Source organism: Streptomyces sp. NPDC004134 (assembly GCF_042874195.1).
Lineage (GTDB): Bacteria > Actinomycetota > Actinomycetes > Streptomycetales > Streptomycetaceae > Streptomyces.
Genome location: NZ_JBIAMS010000002.1, coordinates 327,134 through 344,345, shown reverse-complemented (window position 1 = coordinate 344,345; position 17,212 = coordinate 327,134). Strand labels below are relative to the sequence as shown.

At 75.1% G+C, this 17,212-nt stretch carries 13 protein-coding genes and 1 pseudogene; 11 read left to right on the top strand and 3 right to left on the bottom strand.

The features are described from left to right. Positions 1-6: 6 nt before the first annotated feature. Both ACFYVJ_RS04735 and ACFYVJ_RS04730 read left to right on the top strand, forming a co-directional pair. The gene (locus ACFYVJ_RS04735) at positions 7-1,083 is read left to right on the top strand and encodes an ABC transporter ATP-binding protein (RefSeq protein WP_388886811.1); all 1,077 of its coding nucleotides are present in this window, start codon (positions 7-9) and stop codon (positions 1,081-1,083) included. Next, positions 1,073-1,774: an ABC transporter ATP-binding protein gene (locus ACFYVJ_RS04730; RefSeq protein ID WP_388886608.1), complete on the top strand. Its 702-nt coding sequence runs from the start codon at positions 1,073-1,075 to the stop codon at positions 1,772-1,774. The genes ACFYVJ_RS04735 and ACFYVJ_RS04730 overlap by 11 nt, the downstream gene beginning before the upstream one ends. A gap of 37 nt (positions 1,775-1,811) precedes the next feature. Here the strand turns inward: ACFYVJ_RS04730 and ACFYVJ_RS04725 are convergent, their stop codons facing one another. Further along, positions 1,812-2,540 (bottom strand): haloacid dehalogenase type II, encoded by a 729-nt coding sequence (locus ACFYVJ_RS04725; protein ID WP_388886606.1) that lies wholly within the window; start codon positions 2,538-2,540, stop codon positions 1,812-1,814. Next, entirely contained in the window at positions 2,537-3,349 is an 813-nt protein-coding gene (locus ACFYVJ_RS04720; RefSeq protein WP_388886604.1) for an SAM-dependent methyltransferase, read from the bottom strand. Before ACFYVJ_RS04720 ends, ACFYVJ_RS04725 begins: the two co-directional genes overlap by 4 nt. A gap of 137 nt (positions 3,350-3,486) precedes the next feature. Between ACFYVJ_RS04720 and ACFYVJ_RS04715 the strand changes: the two genes are divergently transcribed. Then, positions 3,487-4,335: an ATP-binding cassette domain-containing protein gene (locus ACFYVJ_RS04715; protein WP_388886602.1), complete on the top strand. Its 849-nt coding sequence runs from the start codon at positions 3,487-3,489 to the stop codon at positions 4,333-4,335. After that, positions 4,332-5,003: an ABC transporter gene (locus tag ACFYVJ_RS04710; protein ID WP_388886600.1), complete on the top strand. Its 672-nt coding sequence runs from the start codon at positions 4,332-4,334 to the stop codon at positions 5,001-5,003. Before ACFYVJ_RS04715 ends, ACFYVJ_RS04710 begins: the two co-directional genes overlap by 4 nt. Before the next feature lie 59 nt (positions 5,004-5,062). Here ACFYVJ_RS04710 and ACFYVJ_RS04705 read toward each other — a convergent pair whose 3' ends face one another. Next, complete coding sequence (locus ACFYVJ_RS04705) at positions 5,063-6,265, bottom strand: anhydro-N-acetylmuramic acid kinase (RefSeq protein WP_388886598.1); 1,203 nt, start codon at positions 6,263-6,265, stop codon at positions 5,063-5,065. 296 nt (positions 6,266-6,561) lie between these two features. On the opposite strand from ACFYVJ_RS04705, the gene ACFYVJ_RS04700 reads away from it, so the two are divergent. From ACFYVJ_RS04700 to ACFYVJ_RS04670, 7 genes and pseudogenes are all read left to right on the top strand, one after another. Further along, positions 6,562-7,926 carry an ABC transporter substrate-binding protein gene (locus ACFYVJ_RS04700; protein ID WP_388886597.1) on the top strand — a complete coding sequence of 455 codons (1,365 nt, stop codon included), beginning with the start codon at positions 6,562-6,564 and terminating at the stop codon, positions 7,924-7,926. Beyond that, entirely contained in the window at positions 7,923-8,891 is a 969-nt protein-coding gene (locus tag ACFYVJ_RS04695; protein WP_388886595.1) for a carbohydrate ABC transporter permease, read from the top strand. Before ACFYVJ_RS04700 ends, ACFYVJ_RS04695 begins: the two co-directional genes overlap by 4 nt. A gap of 14 nt (positions 8,892-8,905) precedes the next feature. Continuing rightward, positions 8,906-9,718: a carbohydrate ABC transporter permease gene (locus ACFYVJ_RS04690; RefSeq protein ID WP_101425670.1), complete on the top strand. Its 813-nt coding sequence runs from the start codon at positions 8,906-8,908 to the stop codon at positions 9,716-9,718. Positions 9,719-9,824: 106 nt separating this feature from the next. Continuing rightward, complete coding sequence (locus ACFYVJ_RS04685) at positions 9,825-13,064, top strand: alpha-mannosidase (RefSeq protein WP_388886594.1); 3,240 nt, start codon at positions 9,825-9,827, stop codon at positions 13,062-13,064. Positions 13,065-13,085: 21 nt separating this feature from the next. Then, positions 13,086-14,798 (top strand): class I mannose-6-phosphate isomerase, encoded by a 1,713-nt coding sequence (locus tag ACFYVJ_RS04680; protein ID WP_388886593.1) that lies wholly within the window; start codon positions 13,086-13,088, stop codon positions 14,796-14,798. After that, positions 14,795-15,745 (top strand): annotated as a pseudogene (locus ACFYVJ_RS04675) (ROK family protein); the annotation flags it as partial. The gene ACFYVJ_RS04680 and the pseudogene ACFYVJ_RS04675, both read left to right, overlap by 4 nt. A gap of 410 nt (positions 15,746-16,155) precedes the next feature. Continuing rightward, positions 16,156-17,211: a LacI family DNA-binding transcriptional regulator gene (locus ACFYVJ_RS04670; RefSeq protein ID WP_388886592.1), complete on the top strand. Its 1,056-nt coding sequence runs from the start codon at positions 16,156-16,158 to the stop codon at positions 17,209-17,211. Position 17,212 lies beyond the last annotated feature (1 nt).

The window sequence follows — 17,212 nt, the reverse complement described above, 5'->3', positions numbered from 1 at the left end:
GACCGGATGTCGGTCCGCTTCCGGATGCCCCGCGGCCGGTACGTCGCGGCCGTCACCGACGTCTCCCTCGCCCTCGCCCCCGGCGAGTGCGTCGCGCTCGTCGGCGAGAGCGGCTGCGGCAAGTCCGTGCTCGCCTCGGCACTCCTCGGGCTGCTGCCCGAGAACGCCGAGACCGCGGGCACCGCGCACCTCGGCGAACTGGAGCTGCTGGGCGCCGGGGAGGCGGAGCTGGCCCGCCGGGTACGGGGCCGCCGCGTCGGTCTGATCCCGCAGTCCCCGGCCGCGCACCTCACGCCCGTGAGGACCGTGCGCTCCCAGCTCCAGGAGGTCGTCCGGGAGCTGACGGACACCCGCAAGGCGGGGCTGCGCGCGGCTGCGGAAGAGGCCGCGGAGCGCGCGGCGTTCCCCGCCGACCACCTCGACCGCTACCCGCACGAACTGTCCGGCGGCCTCGCCCAGCGCGCCGCCACCGCCCTCGCCCTCGTCGGCGGCCCGCCGCTGCTGCTCGCCGACGAGCCGACGACCGGGCTCGACCGCGATCTCGTCGAGCGCACCGTCGACGAGCTGCGCCGCCGGGTCGACGACGGGCACGGGCTGCTGATGATCACCCACGACCTGGCCGCCGCGGAGCGGATCGCGGACCGGGTGGCGGTGATGTACGCCGGCCGGATCGTCGAACTCGCCGGCGCCGCCGACTTCTTCGGCACCGCCGGGCCCCGGCACCCGTACGCACGCGGCCTCCTCGGCGCCCTCCCGGAGCGCGCCTTCACACCGATCCCCGGGCTGCCGCCGGAGCTGGGCGCGCTGCCGCCGGGCTGCGCGTTCGCGCCGCGGTGCGCGTACGCCACGGCCGCCTGCGCGGCGGTGCCGGCCCTGACGGCGGGGGTGGCCTGCCACCACCCGCTGCCCGCGGCGACCGTACCGCCGGAGAAGCCGGAGAAGCCGGAGAAGCCGGAGAAGCCGGAGAAGCCGGAGAAGCCGGAGGAGCAGGGCAAGCCCGCGAGCGCCGGGGCGAAGCAGGTGCCGGCGGCGCGGACCGACGAGCCGGGATCACCGCAGCCGGAGGCCGTCGATGCCCGCTGAAGCCCCGCCCCCGCTGCAACTCCGCGCCGTCACCGCCGGATACGACCGCCGCGCCCCCGTCGTCCGCGACGTCTCCTTCACCCTCGCCCCCGGCGAGGCCGCCGGTCTCCTCGGCCCGAGCGGCTGCGGCAAGTCGACCCTCGCCCGCGTGGCCGCGCTGCTGCACCGCCCGGACGCCGGCGAGGTGCTGCTCGACGGCGTGCCCGTACGCGGCTGGCGCCATCGCGCGCCCCGCGCACAGCGCACCGCCTTCGGTGTCGTCTTCCAGCAGCCCCGCCTGGCCGCCGACCCGCGGCTGACGCTGGCCGCCCTGATCGGCGAGCCGCTGCGCGCCACCGGCCGCCGCGCGGAGGCCCCGTCCCGTACGGAGGAACTGGCCGCACTCGTCGGCCTCACCCCCGACCTGCTGGCCCGCCGGCCGCACGAGGTCAGCGACGGCCAGCTCCAACGCGCCTGCCTCGCCCGCGCGCTGGCGCTCGGCCCCCGGATCCTGGTGTGCGACGAGATGACGGCGATGCTCGACGCCTCCACCACCGCGGCGCTGGTCGCGGCGGTCGAGGACTACCGCCGCACCTCCGGCGCCGCGCTGCTGGCCGTGGGGCACGACCGGACGCTGCTGGAGCGCTGGTGCGACCGCACGGTCGCCTGGGAGGAACTGGCCCCGGCGGCGAAGCCCGCGCCGAGTGGCTGATTGCTTTCGTACGGACGGACGGTGCGTGAACGCACCGTCACGGACAGCCCAGCCGGTCGGCCAGACCGGTGAAGTCCCGCGCCGCGACATCGGCCGGCACGTCCGCGTCCGCCCCGCCCCCCGGGCCCTTCTCCAGCGGGCGGGAGACGAACGCCGTCCTGAGCCCCGCGCCGCGCGCGCCCGCCAGGTCCCAGCCGTGGCACGCCACCATCAGCAACTCGCCCGGCGCCACGTCCAGCAGCCGCGCGGCCGTCAGATACGGCGCCGGATCCGGCTTGTAGCGCTGCGTCAGCTCGGCGGAGAGGATGCAGTCGAACGGCAGCCCCGCCGCCTTCACCAGGTGGGTCAGCAGCGCGAAGCCGCCGTTGGACAGCGCCGCCACCGCGTACCGGCCGCGCAGCCGCGCAAGGCCCGCGGCCGCGTCGTCCCACGCCGGCAGCCGGTGCCAGGCGCGCACCAGCCCGGCGCGGTCGGCATCGTCGAAGGCGGCGCCGACGCCGTGGCGTTCGAGCAGCTCTTCCAGCGACTCGCGGTGCAGCACGTCGAGATACGCCCACGCCCGCTCGCCGCCGTTCACGCGGCCCATCGACGGCAGGTACATCTCCCGCCACTCGTCGGCGAAGCCGGCGCCGTCCAGCTCCACGCCGCGCCGCCGCGCCAGGTGCGTCACCTGCTCCGCGACGCCCGTGCGCCAGTCGACGGTGGTGCCGAAGATGTCGAACGCGACCGCCCGTACCGCCCCCGGATCGAACTCCGCTTCCGTCACGCGCTTCCCGCCTTCCGCCCGACACCGCCGAACTGGTCCACCGGCTCCGGTTCCCCGCCGCCCTCCGGCCGCCACAGCGGGCACGACACGACACCCGGCGGCACCAGCTCCAGGCCGGTGAAGAAACCTTCTATCTCCTCCGGCGTGCGCAGCACGTACGGCACCGCGCCACTCCTGTTGTACGCGTCCTGCGCCCGCCTGGCCTCCCGGTGCACCACGCCCGTCCCGTCGCTGAGCACCAGATGGCTGCCGTCGGGCAGCGCGCCGACCAGCCGCGCCACGATGTCGCGCGCCTCGTCGTAGTCCGCTACGTGCCCCAGGATCCCGCTGAGGATCAGCCCCACCGGCTCGTCGAAGTCCAGCGTCTTCCCCGCGCCCGCCAGCACCGCGTCCGGGTCGTGCACGTCGGCGTTCACGTAGTCGCAGACGCCGGTCGGCCGGGAGACCAGCAGGGCGCGCGCGTGCGCGAGGACCATCGGGTCGTTGTCGACGTAGACGACCCGCGCCGACGGGTGCACCGCCTGCGCCACCTCGTGCGTGTTCTGGGCCGTCGGCAGCCCGGTGCCGATGTCGAGGAACTGGCGGGTCCCGGCCTCGACCGCCAGATGGCGCAGGGTGCGGGCGAGGAAGGCCCGGGAGGCGCGGGCGACGTCGACGATGGCGGGCGAGGCCCGCACGTACGCCTCACCCGCGAGCCGGTCGACGCGGTAGTTGTCGCTGCCGCCGAGCCAGAAGTTCCAGATACGCGCCGACTGCGGCACGGTGGTGTCTATCACCGGCGCTCTTCCGCCGCCATCTGCGTCCCCCATCAGATCTCTCCCACCACCAGTCGCGCTGAAGCCACACAAAGTAGTCCAACGGCACGTGCACCGTAAGCGATCCGGCCACCCGGGCGCACGTCAGTGCGGTCGCCGCGGGTGCGGCCACCGTGGGATCATCCGGGTCCATGAGGCTGGACGGTGTCGGGCGGCGCTACGGCAGACGCGGCCCCTGGGTGCTGCGCGGGGTCGACCTGCGGGTGCCGGCGGGTGCGCTCGTACGCGTCGAAGGCGCCAACGGCGGCGGCAAGTCGACGCTGCTGCGGCTGCTGGCCGGCATCGACCTGCCCAGCGCCGGGCGCGTCGCCGACCGCCCCGCGCGCACGGCGTACGTGCCGGAGCGCTTCCCCGCCGCCCTGCCGCTGACGGCGCTCGGCTACCTCACGCACCTGGGCCGGGTGCAGGGGCTGCGCGGGGCCGAGGCGCGGCGGCGGGCGGGGGAGTGGCTGGAGCGGTTCGGGGCGGGGGAGTCGGCGCGTACGCCGCTGGACGAACTGTCCAAGGGCGGCAGCCAGAAGGTCGCGGTGGCGCAGGCGCTGCTCGCGGAGCCGGAGCTGCTGGTACTCGACGAGGCGTGGACCGGTCTGGACGCGGGTGCGCGGGCGGAGCTGGACGCGGCGGTCGCCGAACGGCTGGCGGCGGGCGGGGCGGTGGTGTTCGTCGACCACGACCCGCGGCGGCTGGCGGACGTGCCGTACGCCGCGTACCGCGCCGGCGGCGGACGGGCCGTCGCCCGGCAGGCGGGGGGCGGCCCCGCGGTGGTGGTCGAGGCGGTCGGGCCGCCGGGCGCGCGCCTACCCGGCGGCCTGCCGGGGGCGCCGCTGTGCGAGGAACTGCCCGGCGGCGGCTGCCGGCTGACGGTCCTCGCCGCGCACTCCGACGCCCTGCTGCGGGCGCTGCTCGGCGCGCGCCCCGGCTGGCACATCCGCGGCGTGCATCAACTGCCGTACGCGCGGGAGGAGGACCCGGCGCCGTGACCGCGCTCGTGCGCTACCAACTCGCCCTGCTCGCCAGGTCGCACCGCTGGCTGCCGCCGCTGCTGGTGTACGCGGCGGCCCTGGCCGTCGGCGTCCAGCCCGGGCAGGCGGTGCTGGACTCGCTCGGGGTGGCCGCGGCGGCGGTGCTGCCGGTCGCCGCGTGGCTGGTGCGGGTCTGCACCGGAGTCGAGCCGCCCGCCGCACGGGCCTGCCTGGCCGCGGCCGCGGGCCCGGCGCGGGCCCATCTGGCCTGCCTGGCCGCGGCGTTCGCGGCGGCCTGCGCGCTGGGCGCGGCGGGCGTGGCCTTCGTCGTGCTCGTCAGCGACGCGCACGGCTCCGACCGGGCCTCGGAGACCGCCGTCCCGGTCGCGGCGGCCGCGGGCGCGGGGCTGCTGGCGACGCTGACCTGCGCGCTGCTGGGGACGGCCGTGGGCGCGCTGTGCAACCGGCCGCTGCTGCGCAGCCGGGCGTGGACGGTGCCGGCGACGCTCGCCGGCGCGGGGGCGGTGCTCGTGGCGGCCGGCTCCCCGGCGAACGCCGCGGTGACGGGTCTGGTCAGCGGCTCCCGCGCGGCGGACGTACCGCTGCCGCTGCTGCCCCTGACGGGCGCCGCCCTCGCGGCGGCGGCGACGGCGGCGCTGGCGGCGGCGCTGAGCGCCCGGCGCTGACCGGGGGGCGCTGAGCGCCCGGCGCCGACCGGCCGCAGCCGCTCACCGGCCGGCGACTCTCACACCACCCGCAGCCGCACCGGCGCCTGCGCCGCCGGCTCCGGCAGCCGCAGCGGGCGCGCGCCCGGGGTGATCGAGCCCAGCAGCGCCGCCTCGCGCGCGCCCGTCGCCGACGGGACCGACGCCGGCAGCCCGCACACCGTCAGAAAGCCCAGCAGCGCGAAGAGATACCCCTCCTTGCCCTGCGACGACAGCCCGTGGTCCTCCATGCGCGACACGCGCGCGGGCGCGCACAGCTCCGCCAGCCGCGCCATCAGCGCCGGATTGCGCACCCCGCCGCCGGAGACGACCAGCTCGCCGACCCCGTACTCCCGGCACGCCGCCGCGACCAGCTCCGCGGTCAGCTCCGTGACGGTGGCCACCAGGTCGTCCAGCGCGGTCGTGGCGCCCGCCGCGGCCACCTGCTCGCGCAGATACGCCCCGTGGAACAGCTCCTTGCCCGTCGACTTGGGCGCCGCCAGCGCGTAGTACGGCTCCGCCAGCAGCCGGCGCAGCAGCTCCCGGTCCACCGTGCCGCGCCGCGCCCGTGCGCCGTCGGTGTCCATCGTCTCCGCGCCGCCCGTGCCGTCGGCCACCGCGGCGTCGATGAGCGCGTTGGCGGGGCCCAGGTCGTACGCGACGACCTCGCCGGCACCGCCGCGGACCGTGATGTTGGCGATGCCGCCGAGGTTCAGCGCCCCGCGCCGCGGGCCGGGTCCCCCGCCGAGGAGGAGCAGCGCGTCGAGGGTGGAGGCGAGTGGGGCGCCCTGGCCGCCGCGGGCGATGTCGCGGGTGCGGACGTCGGAGACCACCGGCAGCCCGGTGGCCTCGGCGATCCACGCGGCGTTGCCGAGCTGGAGGGTGCCGCGGGCGCGCCGCCCCTCGACCCAGTGGTAGACGGTCTGGCCGTGCGAGACGACGAGGTCCGCGCGCCCGCCCGCCACCGTGTCGACCGCCTCGGCGGCCACCCGGCCGAAGAACCGGCCCAGCTCCGTGTCGAGCCGGCAGACCTCCGCCATCGTCGTCTCGGCCGGGGGCAGGGCGGCGGCGACGGCGCGGCGCAGCTCGCCGGGGAACGGGGCGCTGTGCAGGCCGCGGGGATGCAGGAGGAGTTCGTCGCCGGCCAGGCGCAGGTCGCAGACGGCGGCGTCCACGGCGTCGTACGAGGTGCCGCTGAGCAGGCCGACGACGGTGAGCGCGGGGGCGGGGTGCGGGTGGGTCATCGGGCCATTGTCGTCGGGCCGTTCGCCGGGGTGCGGGCGGCGTACGGCGGTGGCGTGGAGGCCGCAGGCCCGGCGGCCGGGTGCCGTCCTTGCGCAGAGGCGCGGCGACGGGCCTGCGACCCCGCTGGGCCAGAACTATACATTTCGGGCATTCCGCCGCAAGGAGAAGCGCGGCCCGACTTGTCGGGCCGTCCGCTGAAATTTCACTGCACGCCCATTGACGTCGGCCTTCATCGGCCGTCAAGCTCTCTCCACTGCGTGTTAACGATAACACGAGCGACCAAGGGAGCCGCCCGATGTCAGGTCGTCATCCGCCGATCCCCCCACCACCCGCCGACCCCCGCACGACCACCCCCCGCACGACAATCCCCGGCGCAGGCCGCCTCGACCGCCGTACCCTGCTCCGGGTCTCCGCGGCCGGCGCGGCCGCCACCGCCACCGGCGGACTGGCCGCCGCCTGCGGCAGCGCCTCCGGAAAGGGACCCGGCAAAGTCGCCATCCACGGCGACAACGCCACCTGGGAGGGGCCGCTGCAGGCCGCCGGCCAGGCACTCGAGTCCACCGCCGGGGTGCAGCTCATCCCCGAGGTCATCCCGTCCCTCGAATCCTTCGAGCAGATCGTCAAGTCCTCGCTCCGTACCAACAAGACCCCCGACCTGCTCAAGTACTGGTCCGGCTACCGGCTGCGCGACCTCGCCAGGACCGGCGGCATCGAGGACCTGTCGAAGCAGTGGGAGGCCGCCGAGTCCCAGGGCTGGGTCGACCCCTCGCTGCGCGAGGCGTTCACCTACGGCGGCCGCGTCTACGGGCTGCCGATGAACCTCGCCTACTGGGTGATCTTCTACAACCCCGAGGTCTTCGCCGAGCACCGCCTCGAGAAGCCCGAGACGTGGGACGACTTCCTCACCGCCTGCACCCGGCTCAAGGACAACGGCATCACCCCGCTGCACGGCACCACGGCCGGCCGCTGGCCCGCGTTCATCTGGTTCCAGGAGATCCTGAGCCGTCAGGATCCCCAGTTCTACGACGACCTGATGAACGGGCGCGAGCGCTACACCGACGCGCGGGCCGAACGGGCACTGCGCACGATCGCCGGCTTCTTCGACAAGAACTGGTTCACCAGCATGGACGTGGACCACAACAACGCGGCCGCCGCCGTCGTCCACGGCGACATCGGGATGGTGGCCTGCGGCACCTGGCTGGGCGGCGTCTTCGACGGCGCCGGCGCCAAGCCCGGCAAGACCGTCGACGCCTTCGTCCTGCCCATGGCCGACCCGGCCGCGCGCCCCTGCGTGATCTTCGAGTCCAGCGCCTTCGCCGTCACGGTCAAGGGCCCCGACAAGGAGGAGGCGCTGGAGGCCGCCGGCGGCTGGTTGCACCCCGAGGTCGCCACCGCGTTCGCGCACGGCCTCTCCGACGGCAGCCCCAATCCGATGGTCAAGCCCGCCAACATGGTCATCGACGGTGTGACGCGGCAGTCGAAGGACCTCTGGCTGCTCAACCGCTTCTGGGAACAGGGCCCGCCCGAACTGGTCGAGTCCACCGTGGACGACCTCGCCGGCATGCTCATCGAACCGCACTCGTACCGCAGCGGACTGCGGACCATGCAGGAGCGCGCCGACGAGGCGTGGAAGGTGTGGCGGGAGGCGGAGAAGTCATGACCGACACCGTGGGCACGGCCGAGGCCGCCAAGCCGGTACGCCCCCGCCGCCGCATACCCGTCCGCACTCCGCACCAGGCCGCGAAGAACACGTCCACCCGCCGCATGGGAGGCCCGTTCGCCGGCGTCCCGTGGGCGCTGCCCGCGCTCGCCCTCGTCGGCGTGCTGCTCGTCTATCCCTTCCTCCGCAGCATCTACGGCAGCTTCTTCGAGGACAACGGCTTCACCAGCAGCTTCACCGGCATCGACAACTACACCCGGCTCGCCGAGGACCCGATCTTCGGCCGCTCGCTCCTCAACACCTTCATGTGGGTCGCCGGCACCCTGCTGCTGCCCGTCGTCGCCGGCCTCGCCATCGCGGTGGCCACCCACCGGATGCGCCGCTTCGGCGGCCTCGCCCAGCTCGTCATCGTGCTGCCGTTCGCGATCTCCGGCGCCGCCACCGCCGCGCTGTGGCGCTTCATGCTCACCACCGACGGCGCGGTCAACGAGATCCTGCGCGGCGTCGGCCTCGACTCCTGGGCCCAGAGCTGGCTGCTGGAATGGCCGCAGAACACCCTCTCGATGATCGTCGCCAGCACCTGGCAGGCCACCGGACTGAACGTGGTCCTCTTCGCCATCGGTCTGCGCGCCATCCCGCGCGAGACGGTCGAGGCCGCCGAGCTGGACGGTGCCACCGGCTGGCGGATGTTCCGCCACATCACGCTGCCGCAGTTGCGCGCCGTGACGGTCGTGGTCGTCGGCATGGCCATCGTCAACAGCCTCAAGGCGTTCGACATGATCTGGGTCCTCACCCAGGGCGGTCCCTCGCGCAGCTCCGAGACGCTGGCGCTGACCATGTACCGCGAGGCGTTCCGCCTCTTCCACGTCGGGTACGGATCCGCCATCGCGCTCGTGCTCTCCGTGATCGTCGTCGCTTCCTCGTGGCTTTATCTCCGCCGCCAGATGCCCGGTGCCAAGGACTGAGAGGAGACACCGACATGGGACGCCACATGCGCAACCTCTTCGTCGCCGGCTGCGTGCTGCTCTGGCTGCTGCCGCTCTACCTGCTGATCGTCAACGCCCTCACCCCCGTCGAGGAGTACACGGGATCCGTCGACTGGACCCCGCAGGGCTTCGCGATCTTCGACAACCTCAAGACCGCCTGGGTCGACGCCGGCATCGGCGACGGCTTCGCCAGCTCGATGCTGTACGCCGTCGTCTGCGGCGGGGTGGCCGTGGTGGTCGCGGCGATGGCCGCGTTCGCCGTCATCGTGCTGCCGATACCCAGGCCCGCCCTGTGGTTCTGGGTGATCTTCTCCGGGACGCTCTTCCCGCTGCAGATGTTCCTGGCCCCGCTGTTCGGCATGTACGCCGACGCCAACCTCTACGACTCCCGCCTGGGCCTGATGCTCGTCTACGCCGCCTGGGCCATCCCCTTCGCGTTCTTCCTCATCCGCAACCAGATGACGACGATGCCGCCGGAGATCACCGAGGCCGCGATGCTCGACGGTGCCTCCATGCGCCGCATCTTCTGGCGCATCCACGTGCCGCTGATGCGCTCCGGGCTGGGCGCCGCGTTCATCTTCCAGTTCACCGCCGTCTGGAACGACCTGCTGTTCGGCATCACGCTCAGCCGCAGCCCCGAGATCCAGCCGGTGATGGCCGCCCTCAACTCCCTCAACCAGGCGTACAGCTCGGCCGGTCCGCCGGTGATCCTCGCCGGCGCGTTCATCGTCTCGCTGCCCACGCTCCTGGTGTTCCTGGTGTTCCGCGGCCTGTTCCTGCGCGGCATCACCGCGTCCGCCCGCTGACCCGACCACCCGCCCGCCGACCCATCCGCCCGCCGACCCCTGCCCGGCCCACGAACCCGCCCGCTTCACCGCCCGCACCACCGCGGGAGAGTACGGAGACCACCGCATGACCACTCGGGCCCTCGTCAAGACCACCGACTGGGACAACGACCGCATCCGCGACAGCCTGCGCAGCAGCGTCGTCACCGCCGAGGGCAGCCTCGGCGGCACCGCCCTGCGCCTGACCCAGGAGCCGCTGCTCAAGCACGCCGAGGGCGGGGGGCTGCTGCAGAGCCTGCGCGTCGAGGCCACCGGCGGCGCCCTGCCCGCGGAGCTGGCCACCGGCCCCGCCACCGGCTTCGCCGTACGGACCGCATCCGGCGCGGCGCTGCCCGTCGTGCCGGAAGCGGGCCCCGGCGGGTCCGTACGCCTGCTGCTGCCCGCCGTCGACACCGCCACCCGCGTCACCGTCGGCCTGACCGCCGATGCCGGTGGCGGCGCCGGTGGCGACGCCGGCATCGAGCTGACCCTCACCCCGCAGCGGCAGTGGACCCTGCACCTGGTCCACCACTCCCACCTCGACATCGGCTACACCGACCCCCAGGGCCGCGTCCTCGCCGAGCACCTGTCGTTCCTCGACTCCTGTCTGGAGCTGACCCGCGCCACCGACGACTGGCCGGCCGAGTCCCGGTTCCGCTGGTGCGTGGAGTCCCTGTGGTCCTTCCGGCAGTGGGCCGACGCCCGCCCCGCCGAGCAGGTCGAGGAGTTCGTACGGCGCGTGCGCGAGGGCCGCATCGAGCTGACCGCCATGCCGTTCAACCTGCACACCGAGACCTGCTCCACCGACGAGCTGCACGAACTGCTGCGGCTCGCCGACGAGGTACGCGACGAGCACGGCGTCGAGTTCACCTCCGCGATGCAGACCGACGTGCCGGGCGCCGTCGTCGGCCTCGTCGACGCGCTCGCCGCCGCGGGCGTCAAGTACCTGTCCGTGGCGCACAACTGGGCCGGCCGGTCCGTGCCCCACCTCGTCGGCGGCGAGAAGCTGCCCCGGCTCTTCCGGTGGCGCGCGCCCAGCGGCAACAGCATCCTCGTCTGGGTCACCGACACCCCGCACGGCCTGGCCTACATGGAGGGCCCGCTGCTCGGCTTCGACACCGACTACGACAGCGTCGACGACCTGCTGCCCGCGTATCTGACGTCGCTGGCCAGCAACCCGTACCCGTACCGCGGCGGCGTCTTCGGCTGGGCCATGGACCAGGCCGACGTCAAGCGCGAGCCGTACCCGTGGGACATCCTGCACCTGCGCGTGCAGGGCAAGTTCGGCGACAACGCGCCGCCGCGGCGGATCATCGCCGACACCGTCCGCCGCTGGAACGAGACCTGGGCCTACCCGCAGCTCCGGCTCTCCCGCAACGAGGACTTCTTCACCGACGCCGAGGCCCGCCTCGGCGACGAGATCCGCACCTTCGAGGGCGACTGGACCGACTGGTGGGTCGACGGCGTCGGCTCCGGCGCCCGCCCGCTGTCCCTGGCCCGCACCGCGCAGGCCACCGTCGCCGACGCGCAGACCCTCGGCACCTTCGCCGGCATCCTGGGCGCCACGGGCGCCGCCGACGACAGCCGGGACGCGGCCCCCGTCTACGAGGCCGTGTCCCTCTTCGACGAGCACACCTGGGGCGCCGGCGACCCCTGGACGCACGGCGACCACGGCGGCCACAGCGGCGAGGAGCAGTGGCACTGGAAGTACGGGCAGGCGCTGCGCGCGTACGACGACGGCAACTCGCTGCTCGACCGGGCCCGCGCCCGCCTCGGCCAGCGGCTCGCCGCCGCGCCCGACGCCGTCTCGTACCACGTCGTCAACACCTGCTCCTGGGCGCGCACCGACGTCGTGCGGATCTTCCTGCCGGAGAGCAGCCTGCCGCTGGAGCAGCGCGTCGCCGTCCGCGACGCCCGCACCGGCGAGAAGCTGCGGCACGAGGAGGAGGCGCAGGTCAACGAGGACCACCGGGACGCGGGCAGGTTCCTGCTGGTGTGCGTCGCGGACGTGCCGGCCGCCGGATCCGTACGCCTCGACGTCGTCGCGGAAGGCGCGGAGGACGGGGCCGCCGACGGCGAGAGCACCGTGCTGAAGGCCGCCACCGGCTGGAACCCCACCGGCGGCACCGAGAAGGAGGACCCCGCCGAGACGGCCGCCGCCGCACACGCCCAGGCCGACCCGACGCTGCTGGAGAACGAGCACCTCGCGGTCCGCGTCGACCTCGCCCGCGCCTGCATCGCCTCCGTCGTCGACAAGGCCACGGGACGCGAACTCGTCCGCGCCGACGCCGTCGCCGGCTTCAACGCCTACATCCACGACAGCTACACCACCGCCGGCGGCTTCAACCACAACTCCAGCCGCACCACCGGCTCCGAGCGCCTGGAGCACCTCGGCAACCGCTCCGTCGCGCCGCCCGCCGCGCTCATCGCGCGCACGTCCACCGCCACCGGCGAGACCCTCACCTACGAGACCCGTCCCGCCGGCGCCAACCGGGTGCGTACGACGCTCACGCTGCCGTACGGCGCCGCCCGCCTCGACATCGAGAACCGCGTCGACAAGGACGCCACCCTCGGCAAGGAGAGCGCCTACTTCGCGTTCCCCTTCGCCTTCGAGACGCCCACCGTGCGGATGGAGGCCACCGGCGGCGCCACCGGCACCGGCCTGTCCGTCATCCCCGGCTCCGCGCAGCACATGCGGGCCGTACGCCGCTGGGTGACGCTCGCCGACGACGGGCTCGCCGTCGCCTGGGCCACCCAGGACGCGCCGCTGGTGCAGTTCGGGAACATCGCGCTGCCGTACGCGCCGTTCCCCAAGACGATGGGCCAGGACGAGCCCGCCACCGTCTTCTCCTGGATCCACAACAACCTGTGGGACACCAACTTCCCCAGCGAGCAGGGCTTCGAGTTCACCTTCCGCTACAGCCTGGCCTGCGGTACGGACGACGCCACCCCGCACGGCTCCCTCGGCGCCCGCACCGCCGCGGGACTCAGCCGCCCGCTGCACGCCGTACGGGCCCGGGCCCCGCGGGCCGAAGGCCCCGAGGCCACCGACGGGCTGGCGTTCGCCGAGATCGGCGACCCGCGGGTCCGGCTCGTCGGCGCCACCACCCCCGGTGGCGAGGCCGGCGAAGGCGCCGTGCTGCTGCGGCTGCAGTCCTTCGCCGAGGAGCCCGTGGCCTGTCCCGTACGCGCCCTCTTCCCCGTCACCGGGGCCGGGCTCGCCGACTACCTCGGCCGCCCGGGAGACGACCTGCCGCTACGGGACGGAGAGGTCACCGTCGACCTCCCCGCCCTCGGCACGACCGCGGTGCTCTTCCGGCGCCGCTGAACCACATCCGAAGGAGACTGCGTGTACCGGCTCGACCCGCGCTACGCACCCGCCCCGCCGGCCGTCCTCACCAGCGGCTGGCGGGCGGTGGCGGCGGAACTCCCCCACGGCCCGGCGGTAGTGGCCGTCGAGGGACCCCCGTCCGCGGACTGGGACGCCCTCGCCGGCCGCCTCCGGCGCGAGCTCACCGCCCGCGGCACCCCCGTGGCACTCCTCGACGTACGGCGCCACTACGCGCCGCCCGACGAGGTCAGACGCCGTACCGAGCGGCCCGAGGACGCCGCCGACCCGCACTACTGCACGCTCGCCGAGAACCCCCTCGGCGACCTCTTCGACACCCCGCCGGCCGTGCGGCGCCCCGACGCCGGGCTGCTGCTCGTCTACGGCCCCGGCGCCGCCGTCGTACCGCACGACCTGCTCTGGTACGCCGACGTGCCCAAGCGGTACGCGGAGGCCGCCGTCACCGCCGGCACCACCGGCGCCAACCTGGGCCTGCCCGGTGAAGCCCCCGCCCACCGGCGGCTGTTCTACGTCGACTGGCCCATGCTCGACCGCCACCGCGACGCGCTGGCCCGCCGCATCGACGGCTGGCTCGACGTCCAGGACCCGGGCCACCCCGTCCACCTCGACGGCGACGGGCTGCGCACCACCCTCGCCGCGCTCGCCCGCCGGCCCGTACGCACCCGGCCCTACTTCAACTCCACCCCCTGGGGCGGCCACTGGGCCCAGCGCGAGCTGGGCTTCGCCCCCGACGCACCCAACACCGCCCTCGGCTACGAGCTGATCGCCCCCGAGGCCGGCATCCTGATCGGCACCGGACCGGACGCGCAGGCCGAGGTGCCGTTCCAGCTCATGTGCGTCCTCGCCCCCGAGGACGTGCTCGGCGCCGAGGTGCACGCGGCTTTCGGCACCTCGTTCCCGATCCGCTTCGACTACCTCGACACCGTCGACGGCGGCAACCTGTCGCTGCACTGCCACCCGCGCGAGGCGTACATGCGCGAGCGGTTCGGCTGGCCGTACACCCAGCACGAGACGTACTACATGACCCTCGGCAGCGCCGAGACCAAGGTGTACCTCGGGCTGCGCGAGGACGCCGACACCGGGCAGTTCCGCAAGGAGATCGAGAAGGCGATCACCGACGCGGTGCCCATGGACCCGGAGGACCACGTGCTGGCCTTCCCGGGCGAGAAGGGGCAGTTGTTCATGATCCCCGCCGGTACGCCGCACGCCAGCGGCGCCGGCAACCTCGTCCTGGAGATCAGCGCCACGCCGTACCTCTACAGCCTCCGCTTCTACGACTGGCTGCGGCCCGGCGCCGACGGCAAGCCGCGGCCCATGCCGTACGAGCACGGGCTGGCGAACCTCGACACCGCGCGCCGCGGCGAGGCGGTGGCCCAGGAACTGGTTCAGGACCCGCGCGAACTGCGCTCGGGCCCCGGCTGGCGCGAGGAACTCCTCGGCGCGCTCGACGAGATGTTCTACGAAGTCAGGAGGTACACCCTGGACGAGGGGGCGGAGGCGGACGACGACACCGAGGGCCGCTTCCACGTCCTCAACGTGGCCGAGGGCGCCGGCGTCACCGTGCACACCGCGGCCGGCGACATCCACGAGCTGTCCTACGCCGAGACGCTGACCGTGCCCGCGGCGGTCGGCGGCTACCGGCTCGTGGCCACCGCGGGCGGCGGGCCCGTGCGGGTCGTCAAGGCCCTCGTCAGGAAGGCCGCCGAGCGTTGATCCCCGTCCTGGAGATCGGCGGCACGCACGTCACCGCCGCGCTGGTCTCCCCGCGGACCGCCGCCGTCGCCACCCGCGTGCGGCGTCCGCTGGACGCGCGGGCCCGCGCCGAGGACATCCTCGGCGCGGTCCTGCGCTGCGCCCGCGCCCTGCCGGCGACGCCGGCGGGCGCGCGGTGGGGGGTGGCGGTGCCGGGTCCCTTCGACTACGCGGCGGGCATCGCGCTCTTCGCGGACGTCGGCAAGTTCGAGTCGCTGTACGGGGTGGACGTGCGGGCGGCGCTGCTCGACGGACTGCCGGGGAGTCCGTCGGGCATCGCCTTCCGCAACGACGCGCACGCCTTCCTCGCCGGCGAGCGGGCCGCGGGCGCCGCCCGCGGCCACACCCGCGCGGTGGGCATCACCCTGGGCACGGGCGTCGGCTCCGCGTTCCTCGCGGACGGCACCCTGCACACGACTGGCCCGGGGCTGCCGCCGGAGGGCCGCATGGACCTCGCCAGGATCGACGGCAGACCACTGGAGGAGGTGGTGTCCCGCCGGGCGATCCTCGCCGCGTACGCGGCCGCCGCGGGCGCCGGCGGCGGGTCGGTGTCCGGGGGGACCGGCGCCGGGAGAGGACCGGGCTCCGGAAGAGGGCCGGGCGCCACGGGCGGACCGGGACGGGCGGGGACCTACGGCGGCCGCCCGGAGGGTGCGGACGGCGTGATCGCCCCCGTCGGCGCGGACGTCGCCGTCGACGTACGTGAGATCGCGGAACGGGCGCGGGCGGGGGAGGAGCGGGCGCGCCGGGTTCTCGACGCTGCGTTCGGTGCGCTCGGCACCGAACTGGGCCCGCGGCTCGTCGCGTTCGGTGCCACGGCGCTGGTCGTCGGCGGGTCCATGGCGGAGTCCTGGGACCTGGTCGCCCCACCTCTGACCGCGGCACTCGCGGCGGGCGGCTGGCGGCCGGCCGCGGAGGACGCGGTGGGCAACGCGGCCGCCGCGCCGCGGCGCGGCACGCGAGCCGGCGGGGACCCGGGCCCGGCGGACCGCGACGGCCCGTCGCGGCCCGGGCGGCCGGACGGATGTGACCGCCCGGCGGAATCCGGCCACCCGGCTGAACCGGGCCACTCGTCGCGAGCCGTCCGGCCGGCAGGACAGGACCACTTCGCGCCATCCGTCCTGGCGGCCGGAAGCCGGCCGCCGCCCGGTGGCGAGCCCGGCGGGGCACCGGAGACGGGCCGCACGCCCGCCGATCCCAGTCCGCCGACTCCACCGGCCCCCGCCGGCCCGCCCCCGGGCACCCGCCGGCTGCTGCGGGCCCTCCTCGGTGAGGACGCCGGGCTGATCGGCGCCGCCGCTGCCGCCGGGGGTGCCGGATGACGCCCGGGCCCGCCGGCGGGGCCGCTCCGCGGGACGCGCAGCCCACGCTGCGCGACGTCGCGGAGCGCGCCGCGGTCAGCGCCATGACGGTCTCGCGCGTGCTGCGCGACGACCCCAAGGTGCTGCCCGCCACCGCCGCCCGCGTCCGCGCCGCCGTCGCCGAACTCGGCTACCGGCGCAACGAGGTCGCCCGCAGCCTCCGCCTCGGCAGCGGCACCGGGCTCGTCGGCCTCGTCGTCACCAACCTCGCCAACCCCTTCTACTCCCGGCTCGCCCTCGGCGTCGACGCCGTCGTCGCCCAGCACGGGCTGAAAGCCGTCATCGGCAACACCGGCCAGGACCCCGGCACCGAACGCAGCCTCGTCGAGGACCTCGTCGCCCGCCGCGTCGACGGCATCGTCGCCGTCCCCGCGGGCGGCGACCAGCGGCACCTGGCCGCCGCCGCGGCCGAGGGCGTGCCCGTGGTGCTGGCGAGCCGGCCGCCCGTCGGGTTCGCCGCCGACCACGTCCTCGTCGACGACTACGGCGGCGCCCGCGCGGCGACCGAACGGCTGCTGGCCGCCGGGCACCGGCGCATCGGCTTCCTCGGCTCCCCGCCCGCCGTCTACACCGGCACCGAGCGACTCCGCGGCTACGCCGCCGCCCTCGCCGCCGCCGGGCTGCCCGCCGACGGCACGTACATACGGCAGGGGCAGCAGCAGACCGCGGAGGCCGCCCGTGCCGCCGCCGCGCTGCTCGCCCTGCCGGAGCCGCCGACCGCGCTGTTCTGCTCCAACAACCGCAACACCATCGGCGCCTTCCGCGCCATCCGCGAGGCCGGCACCGCCACCGCCCTCGCCGGGTTCGACGACTTCGAGATGGCCGACACCCTCGGGCTTCCGCTCACCCTCGTCGCGTACGACACCGACGAACTCGGCCGCGAGGCCGGACGCCTGCTCCTCGCCCGCCTCGGCGAGCGCGCGGCCGCCGGTACGGACGCGACCCCCGCGCCGCCGGAGCGCCGGACCATGGTCCCGACCACCCTCGTCTCCTACGGCACCCCCGACCCGTAAC